Here is a 12,506-nt window from a genome sequence, read left to right as displayed (position 1 = left end):
CCATCCTTACCAGAAGTCGGGCAGGCTGTAGCGGTAGGTGTTGGTCTGGTGCCAGTAGTGGTTGCCGTCGACCCAGGCGGCGACGCCGCGCAGGAAGCGCGGCACGCTCGGGACGGGGCAGGCGGCGGCCAGGTCGGCGGCCGCGGCCTCGAAGGCGTACATGAGGTCGTTGTGGACCTCGACCGCCTTGAGGTAGGCCTCCTTGACGGAGACGCCCTCGCGTTCGGCGATCACCACGGGCAGGTTCAAGTGCTTGCCGGGGCTGGCGAGTTCCTTCGTGTACGAGTAGAGGTCGTTCACGATGGTCGTGGCGTTGCCGGCGAGCGCGATGACCCGTTGCATGGCGGGCTGGGCGTGCAGGTCCGCGGGCAGTTCGTAGCCGCCGACGGTGTCGGTGATGGTGGGGCAGGGGCGGAAGTTGTTGAACTGGCGCATCGCCAGGTACTCCCACACCTCCGGGACGTAGTCGGTCTCGGCCCAGGCCGCCTCGGCGAGGTACCCCATGTGCAGCCGGGCCATGTCGTGCCGGAAGCGGTCGGCCTGGGACGGGGTGGCTCCCTGGAGGAGGTGTTCCATGGCCGAGCGGTACGCGCGCCGCGGGGCGTCCGAGTGCAGCGACTCCGACCACTGCGGCTGGTACTCGGTCGTGGTGTGGAGGGGGTCGAGTGCGGTGTGGGCCAGCAGCAGGCGTCCGCCGAGGCCGACGGGCGAGCCCCCGTGGTCCTCGCAGTAGCAGTCGTCGACCACGTTCTCGGCGACCATCAGCCGGGTGGCGAGCATCAGGTGGTCGATGGTGGGGGCGTCCGGGTGGCAGGCGACCATGTACCGGCCCACGGAGAAGCCGTCGAACTGGTCCTCCCACTCCGGCGGGTAGAGGTCGACCTCGTCCGCCCATGCCTTGATCCTGCGGCTGACCTCCTCCACCCGTACGGGGTCGGGTTCGGGTACGGGGTGGTGGTAGAGGCCCGGGACCGGACGGCCCGCCGCCGGCTCCGGCGGCTCCGGCGCCGCGGCCGGCGGCGGCTCCTCGCGCCGGGCCAGATGGAGGCCCACCGTGCCCAGACCGCTGGGGCCGCGCAGGATCCGCTCCAGGGCGGGGCCCGCTGTGCCCGCGGGAGCCGGCGGCGGCCCGGCGGGGGCGGGCGGCCCTGCGGGGGCGGGCACGGCGAGCTGCTCGGGCCGGATGCAGCCGACGGCTTCGATGCCGCGGCCGTGACCGTACGTCCCGAAGGCGGCCGCGGCGGCGGGGAGGCTCGACTGCGCGGGGGAAGGCCCGGGATCGGGCATCCGTGACTCCTTGGTGGGGTAGTGGGGCTGTCCCGGTTCCCGGGCGCGGCCCCGGGTCGCCGTGCCGGTCAGTCGTGCCTGCGGGCGATCTGTACGTTCTCCAGCACGCCGAGCGCGTCGGGCACCAGGATGGCGGCGGAGTAGTAGGTGGAGACCAGGTAGGAGATGATCGACCGCTCGTCGATGCCCATGAAGCGGACCGACAGGCCCGGTTCGTACTCCTCCGGCAGTCCGGTCTGGCGCAGGCCGATGACGCCCTGGTTGTCCTCGCCGGTACGCATGGCGAGGATCGAGCTGGTGTTCTCCTTGCTGATCGGGATCTTGTTGCACGGCAGGATCGGGACTCCGCGCCAGGCCGGGACCTGCTGTCCGCCGAGGTCGACGTGGTCCGGGTAGAGCCCGCGGGCGTTGAACTCGCGCCCGATCGCCGCGATCGTCTTGGGGTGCGCGAGGAAGAGCTTGGTGCCGCGGCGGCGGCAGAGCAGCTCGTCGAGGTCGTCCGGGGTGGGCGGACCGGAGTGGGTCTGGATCCGCTGCTTGAAGGCGGCGTTGTGGAGCAGACCGAACTCCCGGTTGTTGACCAGCTCGTGCTCCTGGCGTTCGCGCAACGCCTCGATGGTGAGCCTGAGCTGCTGCTCGGTCTGGTTCATCGGCTCGTTGTAGAGGTCGGCGACCCTCGTGTGCACCCGCAGGACCGTCTGCGCGATGGAGAGTTCGTACTCGCGCGGGTTGAGCTCGTAGTCGACGAAGGTGCCGGGCAGTTCGGGCTCGCCGGTGTGGCCGGCGGACATGGCGATCTCGGCCTCGCCGTGCTTGTTCTGCCGCTGGTGCGGCAGCGAGCCGAACTGCTGGACGTGGGCCTGGAGATGCGGCGCCGAGGAGAGTACGGCGGCGAAGTCGGAGCGGGACAAGGTGAGAAGGGTGCCCGGGGTGGCGGCGGTCGCGGTGTAGTCCCAGCCGCCGGCGCCGTCGAGCAGGGCGTTGTCGCCGAACCGGTCGCCGTCCGCGAGTACGGCGACCGCGACTTCGTCGCCGTACTTGCCGACGGAGGTCTGGTTGATCCGGCCGTGGGCGATCAGGTGGATCTCGTTGGCCGGGGTGCCGCGCTCGACGAGCACCTCACCGGCGCGGAAGTCGCGCTGGACGCACCGGGCGGCGAGCGCGGTGAGCACCTCCAGGTCGTCGAAGCCGCGCAGCATGGCGAGTTCGCCGAGCTCGCGGGGGATCACCCGGACGTGGGCGCCGTCCTGGACGAACTCGATGCGGCCGTCGCCGACGGTGTAGGTCAGCCGGCGGTTCACCCGGTAGGTGCCGCCCTTGGTCTCCACCCAGGGGAGCATCTTCAGCAGCCAGCGGGAGGTGATCTCCTGCATCTGCGGTGCGGACTTGGTGGTGGTGGCGAGGTTGCGGGCAGCCGCCGTGCCCAGGCTGGTCTGCCGGGGCGGTTCGAGCTGCGCCTCCGGGCTGGTGTCCACGGTCATCGGGCAGGCGCTCCTTCGTCGGGGCGGTGACCGGCGACGCGCACACGTCACCGGTGGGAGAAGAAGGTCAGGGGCGGAATTCCGGGCAATCCGTCCAGATCCGGGAGCACACTAACCATCAACTCACCACATCAGCCCCTTGAGTCGTTGCCATTACCTCGATACGGCGATCTTGTCCCGCGCGGTGTTTACGGACCGGTACGACGACATTCAGGCCAGGTCGAACACCTGTCCCTCGCAGCGCCTCCGGCCGATCCTCACCGGTCGACGAGGAACATCGCCGCGTCGTCCGCCAGACGGTGCCGGGTGTGCCGGAGCAGTGCCCGGTGCAGCTCGTCCAGGAACTCGTGCGCGTCGGTCGCCGCCCCCACCGCCTCCATCGCATCGGGCAAGGCGAAGAAGTCGCCGGCGCTGTCGCGGGCTTCGATGACGCCGTCGGTGTACAGCAGCAGACGGTCCCCGGGCGCGAAGGAGTAGCGGTCCGCCACACCGGGAGCCCCGGCGATGAACTCCGCCAGGCCGAGCGGCGGCAGCGGGCAGCCGGGCTCCAGGGCGCGGACCGTCCCGCCACGGAGCAGCAGCGGGGGCGGATGGCCGCGATTGACCACCTCGACCACGGGCCCGTCAGGCACCTGCGCCACCAGCGCGGTGACGAACCCTTCCACGAGGGCTCCCGGGTCGATCACGCCCGGCACGGCCGCGTCCCGCAGCAGTGCCGCCTCGCAGCGGCCTATGACCCCCGCCAGTTCGTCCTCGTAGTGCACGGCCTCCCGGAACGCGCCCAGCACGGCCGCCGCCGCCCGTACGGCCGGCAGACCCTTGCCCCGGACGTCGCCCACGATCACCCGGACCCCGTACCGCGTCTGCACGGCCTCGTACAGGTCGCCGCCGATCTGCGCCCCCGTCTCGGCCGCCAGGTACATGCCGGCCACGCGCAAGTGACCGAGCCGGACCGGTACGGGCCGCAGCACGGCCTCCTGTGCCGCCACGGCGATCCGGCGGACCTGTTCGAGTTCGTCCTCCCGCCGCCTGCGGACGGTACTGCTCGTCGCGAGGCTCGCCAGCGACACCAGGAACAGGGCCAGGAAGTTGGTGTAGACCTGCTGGCTGCCCCAGGCCCCGTTGTACGTGGCGGTGGTGACGCTCACGGCCACGGCCAGCGCCACCGCCGCCAGGGTGCCCTTGGGACCCATCGCCACCGCGGCCAGTGCCGGCGTCGCCACCAGGAGGGGACCGGTGTACAGCACGTGCGCGGGCGTGAATTCGATGGTCAGCACCGAGAGCGCGATCGCGAAGGGCAGACACTCCGCGAGTACGAAAAGGATCTGGTGGTGGCCGCCTGCTCCCGGTCGAGGAGGTGAGCGGAAGGGCACCCGCATGGAACCAGCCTGCGCCGTCGGAGCCGATTGCCGCCACCGTTCGCCCGTGCGGGGCCTGTCAGGCGTAGCGCCCGCGACCTGCGGGCATGTGACGCGGTGCGGGTGTCGGGGCGCCCGTTCCCCGGTCCCGCCCTCCCCCGGAGCGGGACCCCGCCGAGCCTTGGAGCGGTGAGTCCGGATGAGCAGCAGCCCCGAGCGCCGGGTCTCCCGTCGGGAGTTCGACGCGATCTTCGCCGAGGTCCGCACCTGGGGCCGCTGGACCCCGGCCGACCGCGGCGCCTGGAACCGGGTCACCCCCGACCACGTACGGCGGGCCGCCGCCCTGGTCCGGTCCGGAACGGCGGTGCCGCTGGGGCTGCCCTGGGACACCCGGCCAGGACCCGACAACCACAGGCCCGCCCTGCACTACATGTCCGACCTCGGCGACGTGGAGGCCCCGGAACCCGCCACGTACAAGGACTTCCTCGCCGTCGACTACCACGGCAAGGCCGTCAGCCACCTCGACGCGCTGTCGCACGTCGCGTACGAAGGGCTGCTCTACGGGGGCCGCCCGGCGCGGGAGGCCATCGGCGCCGGGGGTGCCCGATTCGGCGCGGTGGCCGCGCTCGGCCCCCTCGTCACCAAGGGCGTGCTCCTCGACCTGCCCGCCGTCCTCGGGGCCGACTGGCTGGAGCCCGGGCAGGCCGTCCACGCGCAGGACGTCCTCGCGGCGGAGCGGGCACTGGGCGTGACGATCGACGAGGGCTGCGCGGTGCTGCTGCGCTCCGGCCGCTTCCGCCGCAGCCGGGAACTCGGCCCCTGGGACTCCGACGCCGCGAGCGCGGGCTTCCACGTGGACGCCGTGCCGCTGCTGGCCGAGCGGGCCGTCGCGCTGCTCGGCGGCGACGGGGACAGCGACCTGCGCCCCTCGCCGGTCGAGGGCGTGCACTCCCCCGTCCATGCCCTCGCCGTGGCCGCCATGGGGGTGCCGCTGCTGGACAACCTGGACCTGGAGGCGCTCTCGGCCGCCTGCGCCGGGGCGGGGCGCCACGAGTTCATGATCGTCGTGGCGCCGCTGAACGTGCCCGGCGGGACGGGTTCCCCCGTCAATCCGGTCGCCGTCCTCTGATGCGGACAAGCCGCCGTCCTCTGATGCGAACAAATAGGTGGGAATATACTCGGAAAGCACTTGCTCGGTGTAAGCGCTCCGCTGTGGCGCCTCGCCGCGGCCGAGCGCTCGGTAAGGGGAAGTGATGCGTATGGGGGCCACGGGAGAGCAGATCGGCCCCGCACGCTCCCGTGAGCGGTTCCTGGTGGGCGAGCCGATCGCGGACGGGGTACGGAGCCCGATCTTGGACTCGTGGCAGCGCTGCCAGTCCCTCGGACTCTCGCCGGACCAGACGGACCTTCCGTACCGGGACGATTTCGACCCGGACAGCCGGCTCGTACACGCGGCCCAGCCCGTGCTCGACCAGCTGGCGTCCCGGTTCGCGGGCAGCCAGATGAACGTCTCCCTCGCCGACGGGAACGGGACGGTGCTCCAGCGCCGCTTCGGGGAGCCCACCCTGGCCCGCAGCCTGCCGCCCATCCAGAGCGTCCCCGGCTTCGTCTTCGCCGAGCGGTTCGCGGGGACCAACGGCATCGGTCTCGCACTCACCGAACGGCACCTGGTGCAGGTCTACGGGGCCGAGCACTTCGCCGAGCGCTCCCAGTCGAACGCCTGTTCCGCGATCCCGATCCGCGACCAGCTGAGCGGGCACATCGTCGGCGTGCTCTGTTTCGGGTACCCGCACGGCTACGAGCACCCGGCGCTGCCCGTCCTGGTCCGCCGGGCCGCCGAGTCCATCGAGCGGCGGCTGATGGAGCAGCGTTCGGAGCGGGAGCGCGCGCTGCTGCGGGCGTACCTCGACGCCGGCCACCTGGCCCGGAACGGCGCGGATCCCGGGCAGGGGCCGATGATCGGGCTGGAGCAGCTCGGCGACAGCGGGCTGGACCTGCACGATCAGATGATCCTCAAGGAGAAGGCCACCGAGCTCATCTCCTCGACCGGGCGGGCCGCCGTCGAGGTGTTCCTGCCCCACGGGCGGGGGGTCACGCTGCTGAGCAGCCCGGTGACGAGCCGCTCCGGGGTGGAGGGCATCGTCGTCGAGGCGGTGTTCACCGGCGAGCCGCCGCCCGAGCACCACCACCTGTCCGTCGCGACCGGTGCGGGACCGCCGCACGGAGCGCACGGGTCACCGTACGGCGCGCACGGATCGCCCCACGGATCGCCGCACGGGACACCTCCCGGCCCGTCCGACGCGGCACCGCCCGCCCGTGGCGCACCCGCCCCCGGCAAGGTCAGGGGCCTGGTGCTGGTGGGCGAGCCGGAAGTCGGCAAGTACGCCGTCGCGGCGCGCCGCCGCCTGGAGCTGCTGGCCGAGGCCAGCACCCGTATCGGCACCACACTGGACGTGACCCGGACCGCGTGGGAACTCGCCGAGATGGCGGTCCCGCGCCTGGCCGACTACGTCACCATCGACGTGCCGGAGGCCGTACTGCGCGGCGAGGAGTCCGCCGATCCCCGGAGCGAGCTGCACCGCACGGTGGTCCACGGCATACGCGAGGACTGCCCCTTCTACCCCGTCGGCCGGGTGGAGCTGCGCGCCGGCACCCCCCACATGCGGTGCCTGGACAGCGGGCAGGCGGTGCTGGAGCCCGACCTGCGGGAGGCCGTCGGCTGGATCGGCCAGGAGCCCGAGCACGCGCAGGGGATCCTCTCCCGCGGCGTGCACTCCCTCGTCTCCGTTCCCCTCCTCGCCCGCGGAGTCCTGCTCGGCATCGCCAGCTTCTACCGTTCGCAGGACCCCGCCCCGTTCGGGGAGGACGACAGCTGGCTGGCCCAGGAGCTCGCGGCCCGCGCCGCCCTGTGCATCGACAACGCACGCCGCTACACCCGCGAGCACACCCTGGCCCTGGCCCTGCAGGAGAGCCTGCTTCCGCACGGCGTGCCCGAGCAGGGCGCCGTCGAAGTCGCGCACCGCTACCTGCCCGCCGAATCCGGGGTGGGCGGCGACTGGTTCGACGTCATCCCGCTCTCCGGCACCCGCGTCGCCCTCCTCGTGGGGGACGTCGTCGGCCACGGACTGCACGCCGCCGCCACCATGGGCCGGCTGCGTACGGCCGCCCGCAATTTCGCCGAGCTGGAACTCGCCCCCGACGAGCTCCTCACGCACCTGGACAACCTCCTGGTGCGCCTCGACCGGGAGGAGGGCGGTGACAACGACTCCGGCAGCACCGGCATCGTCGGCGCCACCTGCCTCTACGCCGTCTACGACCCCACGTCGCGGCTGTGCACCATGGCCCGCGCCGGGCACCCCCCGCCCGCGCTCGTCCACCCGGGCGGCCGGGTGACCTTCCCCGAGCTGCCCGCCGGACCGCCGCTGGGCCTGGGCGGCCTGCCCTTCGAGACGGCGGAGATCGAGCTCCCCGAGGGCAGCACGCTGGTCCTGTACACGGACGGACTGATCGAGGACCGCGAACGTGACCTCGACGTGGCCCTCGACCAGCTGAGCCGCACCCTGGCCGAGCCGGACCGCTCGCCCGAGGACACCTGCCAGGCGGTCATCGACGCCGTGGCGCCCAAGCACCCCGCCGATGACATCGCGCTGCTCGTCGCCCGCACCCGTACCGTGCCCGCCGACCGGATCGCCACCTGGAACGTGTCCGCCGACCCGTCCCTGGTCGCCGGCGTCCGCGCCGCCGCGACCCGCCAGCTCGCCGACTGGGGGCTGGACGAGCTGGCGTTCGCCGCCGAGCTGATGCTGAGCGAGCTGGTCACCAACGCGGTCCGCTACGGCACCGAGCCCATCCAGGTACGCCTGGTCCACGACCGCTCGCTGATCTGCGAGGTCGCCGACGGCAGCAACACCGCCCCGCACCTGCGGCGGGCGGCCACCACGGAGGAGGGCGGCCGCGGGCTCTTCCTCGTCGCACAGCTCGCCCACGCCTGGGGCACCCGGTACACCACGCACGGCAAGGTCATCTGGGCCGAATGCGCCCTGGACGCGGCCTGGCGGCCGACATATCGCCCATATCTCCACTGCCGGCAGTAGCATCACCGATGTCCTCACCGCTTCACGCTGCACCTCCCCGCAGCACCATCTCCCCAGGCGGCCCCGGAGAAGTCCGTGCATGACACTCCCGCCACTCCCGACAGCCCCACGCCCTCACCCCCGCCTTCGCCCCCGCCCTCCGGCGCAGAACCCCTCGTCCGGATGCGCGGTCTCGGCAAGCGGTTCGGCGGCACCGTCGCCCTGGACGCGGTCAGCCTCGACGTCCACGGCGGCAGCGTCCTCGCCCTCCTCGGCCCCAACGGCGCCGGGAAGTCCACCCTCATCAAGGTGCTCGCCGGGGTCCACCGCGCCGACGAGGGCGAGGTGACCGTGGCCGGGCACCCGCTCGGCTCCGAGGCGGCCTCGCACAGCATGTCCTTCATCCACCAGGACCTCGGCCTGGTCGAGTGGATGACCGTCGCCGAGAACATCGCCCTGGGCACCGGATACCCGCGCCGCCACGGCCTGATCTCCTGGCGGCAGACCCGGGAGCGCTGCGCCGAGGCCCTGGGCATCGTCGCCGGGCACCTGGCCGCCGACGCCCGGATCGCCGACCTCGCGCCCGCCGAACGCTCACTGGTCGCGATCGCCCGCGGCCTGGCGAGGCGGGCGGAGCTCTTCGTCCTCGACGAGCCGACCGCCACCCTCCCCGCCGCGGACTGCGCGCGCCTCTTCGGCGTCCTGCACGCCCTGCGCGACCGGGGGCACGGCATCCTCTACGTCAGCCACCGGCTCGACGAGGTGTACGAGGTCGCCGACTCCTTCGCCGTCCTGCGCGACGGCCGGCTCGTCAGCCAGGGTCCCCTCGCCGCGTACGGCCCGGCCCGGCTGGTGCGCGACATCGTGGGCCACGAGCCGGCCAGGCGCCCGCCCCGCGCCGCAGCCCCCGCGCCCGCATCCCTGCCCGCACCCGCACCCGCACCCGCACCCGCATACGCATCCGCATCCCCATTCGCCCGCCGCCCGCCCGTGCTGCGCCTCGACGGAGTGACGACCGAACGCACCGGTCCCGTCAGCCTGGAGCTGCGCGAGGGCGAGGTCCTCGGCATGGTCGGCCTGACCGGCGCCGGCCACATGCACCTCGGCCGCGCCCTCGCCGGCGCACTGCCGCCGTTCGGCGGGCGGGCGCTGCTCGACGGCCGCCCGTACCACCCCCGTACGGTCGCCGCCGCCCTCGGTGCCGGGGTCGGCTTCGTGGCCGCCAACCGGCAGGAGGAGGGCTGCGCCGCGGAACTGACGGTACGGGAGAACTTCCTGGCCAATCCCCGGGCCGCCGGAGTGCCGGCCTGGCACTGGATCGCTCCGCGGCGCGAGCGGGCCGAGGCGGCCGCCCTGATCGAGCGGTTCTCCGTACTCCCCCGCGACAGCGAGGTGCCGATCGCCACCCTGTCCGGCGGCAACCAGCAGAAGGTCATGGTCGGGCGCCGCCTCCGGGGCCGTCTGCGCCTGCTGATCCTCGAAGAGCCGACGGCCGGCGTCGACGTCGGCGCCAAGGCGTCGATCCACCGGCTCCTGGACGAAGCGCTGGCCGGCGGGTTGGCGGTCCTGCTCATCTCCAGCGATTTCGAGGAGATCGCCGACGTGTGTCACCGCGCGCTGGTGTTCGGGCGGGGGACCGTGGTGGCGGAGCTCGCGGGGGAAGCCCTGAGCATCACCGAACTCACCCGCACCGCCTCGGCCCTGCCCGCGATCACCGGAAGCGCGGAGGGCAGGTGAGCCCGTCGTCGTCCCGCCTCACGCGGCCGGCTCAGCGGCACGGGCACCGGCGCGGGCACGGGCACTTCATCGGCACGTACGGGCTGCTGGCCCTCACCGTCCTGCTGTTCCTGCTCTTCACCGTCCTCCTGCCGGACACCTTCCCCACGCTGGACAACGTCTCCTCGATCCTTTCCAACCAGTCGATCCCGGCCATCCTCGCGCTCGGCGTGACGGTCCCCATCGCGAGCGGCAAGTTCGACCTGTCCATCGGCTACGGCCTGGGTCTGGCACACGTCCTGGTGCTGTTCCTCATCGTCGAGAAGGGCTGGCCCTGGCCGCTCGCCTGCCTCACGGTCGTCCTCGGAGGAACGCTGGCCGGCGCCGTGAACGGGGTCATCGTCGAGTTCGCCCGCATCGACGCCTTCATCGCCACGCTCGGCACCGGCAGCATCATGTACGCCATCACCGGCTGGATCACCGACGGGGGCCGGATCGTCCCCGGTCCCGACGGTCTCCCGGCCGCCTTCACCGACCTCTACGACGCCCGGTTCCTCGGCCTGCCGGTCCCCGCCTTCTACGTCCTCGGCCTCGTCATCGTCCTGTGGCTGGTGCTGGAGCGGCTGCCGTTCGGCCGGTACCTGTACGTCATCGGCTCCAACCCCCGGGCCGCGGAAATCATCGGCATCCCCACCCACCGGTACTGCGTCTACGCCTTCGCCTGCTCCAGCACGATCGTCGGGTTCGCCGGCGTGCTGCTCGCCGCGCAGCAGCAGATCGGCAACCCGAGCGTCGGCCTGGACTACCTGCTGCCCGCGTTCGTCGGAGCGCTGCTCGGCTCCACCGCGATCAGGCCGGGCCGGGCCAACGCCATCGGGACCCTCGTGGCCGTGGCCGTACTGGCCATCGGGCTCGCCGGGATCGGCCAGCTCGGCGCCCAGTTCTGGGCCACTCCGCTGTTCAACGGCTGCACGCTGCTCATCGCGGTCGGCCTGGCCGGCTACTCGGCCCGGCGTCGGCTGCGTACCGACGCCGTCGCGACGGCGGACGACGACGGCACCAGCACAGGCACAGGCACCGGCACCCCCTAGACAAGCTCAGGAGCACCGTGTACCCGAAGTACCCAACGCATCCGATGCATCCGACGCAGCCGGCGTGCCCGAACCGCAGGACCGCCCGCGCGGCCGCCGCCCTGCTGGCCGCGGCCGTCGGCGCCATCGCCGGGTGCGGGGGCGGCGGCTCGTCGAACGCCACCGGTCCGTCCGCGGCCGGCTGCCCGGCCGTCCTCCAGGAGGCGAAGGCGACGGTCCAGCGGGCCGAGAGCACCGACACCGCGTGGAACGGCCCCACCAGCGGTCCCGAAGCGGTCTCCGGCAAGAACCTCGTCTACGTCGCGCAGACCATGACCAACCCGGGCGTCGCGGGAGTCGCGAAGGGCGTACAGGAGGCCGCGCAGGCCATCGGCTGGAACGTCCGGGTGATCGACGGGGAGGGCACCCCGGCCGGCATCCAGGCGGCGCTCAGCCAGGCGATCACCCTCAAGCCCTCGGGCATCGTCATCGGCGGCTTCGATCCCCGGCTGACCTCGCAGCAGGTGGCGCGGGCCGAGGCCGCGGGCATCCCGCTCATCGGCTGGCACGCGGTCAGCGCCCCCGGCCCGAGCACGAACCCCCGGCTCTTCACCAACGTCACCACGAAGGTGGAGGAGGTGGCGAAGGCCAGCGCGGACTGGGTCATCGCCCGGTCCGAGGGGGCCGCCGGGGTCGTCGTGTTCACCGACGACTCGATCCCGTTCGCCGGTACGAAGTCCAAGCTGATCGAGCAGCGGCTCGCCGCCTGCCCGGGCGTCGAGCTCCTGGCGCACAAGAACATCCCGATCCCGGACGCGAGCCGGCGCACCCCCCAGGAGGTCGCCTCGCTGCTGTCCCGGCTCCAGAAGCGGTGGACGTACTCCGTCGCCATCAACGACCTCTACTTCGACGATGCCGCGCCCGCCTTCCGCGCCGCGGGCAAGCCCGGCGCCGGGCCGCCCTTCAACATCGGCGCCGGGGACGGGGACCCGTCCGCCTTCCGGCGCATCAACAGCGAGCAGTACCAGGCCGCCACCGTCCCGGAGCCGCTCTCGCAGCAGGGCTGGCAGATCGTCGACGAGTTCAACCGCGCCTTCGCCGGGCAGCCGGCCAGCGGATACGTGGCTCCCGTGCACATCGCGACGGCCGAGAACAGCGCCGGGGCCACCTCCTGGGATCCCGAGGGCTACCAGGAGGCGTACGAGAAGATCTGGCACGGCTGACCCGGTCGTGCTCACGTGAACGCGCACCTCACGGCCGGTGGGCGCGCCCGCGCAGCCGCTCGTAACCCCGGGGCGGCGCCGCCCGTCATGTTCGTCCGGCGCTCGGCGCACTTCCGCCCGCAGGGCCCGGGACACCGGCCGTGATGGTCGGCCCGGGCACCGGGATCGCCCCGTTCACGGCCTTCCTGGAACACCGCCGCGCCCCCGGCCGCCGCTGATCAGAACCAGTTGATGGTGAGGGGGAAGGTGGTGGTGGCGGTTGCCGTGGTGGTGTCGGTGGCGGTTGCGGTGATGGGGA

General features: G+C 72.8%; 8 protein-coding genes and 1 pseudogene. 6 read left to right on the top strand and 3 right to left on the bottom strand.

Going from position 1 to position 12,506, the window contains the following annotated elements:
- Positions 1 to 6 precede the first annotated feature (6 nt).
- From IF02_RS0110050 to IF02_RS0110040, 3 genes are all read right to left on the bottom strand, one after another.
- A complete protein-coding gene (locus tag IF02_RS0110050) occupies positions 7 to 1,287 on the bottom strand; it encodes a family 2 encapsulin nanocompartment cargo protein terpene cyclase (protein ID WP_030155466.1) in 1,281 nt (426 codons plus the stop codon).
- 68 nt (positions 1,288 to 1,355) lie between these two features.
- Positions 1,356 to 2,768 carry a family 2B encapsulin nanocompartment shell protein gene (locus tag IF02_RS0110045; RefSeq protein ID WP_030155465.1) on the bottom strand — a complete coding sequence of 471 codons (1,413 nt, stop codon included), beginning with the start codon at positions 2,766 to 2,768 and terminating at the stop codon, positions 1,356 to 1,358.
- A gap of 257 nt (positions 2,769 to 3,025) precedes the next feature.
- Positions 3,026 to 4,147, bottom strand: a complete 1,122-nt coding sequence (locus IF02_RS0110040) for a PP2C family protein-serine/threonine phosphatase (RefSeq protein WP_030155463.1) — start codon at positions 4,145 to 4,147, stop codon at positions 3,026 to 3,028.
- Positions 4,148 to 4,325: 178 nt separating this feature from the next.
- Here IF02_RS0110040 and IF02_RS0110035 point away from each other — a divergent pair, with 178 nt between their 5' ends.
- From IF02_RS0110035 to IF02_RS36205, 6 genes and pseudogenes are all read left to right on the top strand, one after another.
- Positions 4,326 to 5,255, top strand: coding sequence for a cyclase family protein (locus IF02_RS0110035; RefSeq protein WP_030155461.1), 930 nt, complete (start codon positions 4,326 to 4,328; stop codon positions 5,253 to 5,255).
- Between the two features lie 130 nt (positions 5,256 to 5,385).
- Positions 5,386 to 8,220, top strand: a complete 2,835-nt coding sequence (locus tag IF02_RS0110030) for a SpoIIE family protein phosphatase (protein WP_030155460.1) — start codon at positions 5,386 to 5,388, stop codon at positions 8,218 to 8,220.
- A gap of 162 nt (positions 8,221 to 8,382) precedes the next feature.
- Positions 8,383 to 9,936 (top strand): sugar ABC transporter ATP-binding protein, encoded by a 1,554-nt coding sequence (locus IF02_RS0110025; RefSeq protein WP_106977258.1) that lies wholly within the window; start codon positions 8,383 to 8,385, stop codon positions 9,934 to 9,936.
- A complete protein-coding gene (locus IF02_RS0110020) occupies positions 9,933 to 11,006 on the top strand; it encodes an ABC transporter permease (protein ID WP_051696088.1) in 1,074 nt (357 codons plus the stop codon). The genes IF02_RS0110025 and IF02_RS0110020 overlap by 4 nt, the downstream gene beginning before the upstream one ends.
- A 44-nt stretch (positions 11,007 to 11,050) precedes the next feature.
- Complete coding sequence (locus IF02_RS0110015; RefSeq protein WP_030155454.1) at positions 11,051 to 12,208, top strand: substrate-binding domain-containing protein; 1,158 nt, start codon at positions 11,051 to 11,053, stop codon at positions 12,206 to 12,208.
- Positions 12,209 to 12,321: 113 nt separating this feature from the next.
- Positions 12,322 to 12,423, top strand: a pseudogene (locus IF02_RS36205) (sulfite reductase); the annotation flags it as partial.
- Between the last annotated feature and the right edge of the window lie 83 nt (positions 12,424 to 12,506).

This window comes from Streptomyces sp. NRRL S-244, assembly GCF_000717915.1.
Taxonomy (GTDB): domain Bacteria; phylum Actinomycetota; class Actinomycetes; order Streptomycetales; family Streptomycetaceae; genus Streptomyces.
This window is presented reverse-complemented; position numbering and strand designations above follow the sequence as displayed.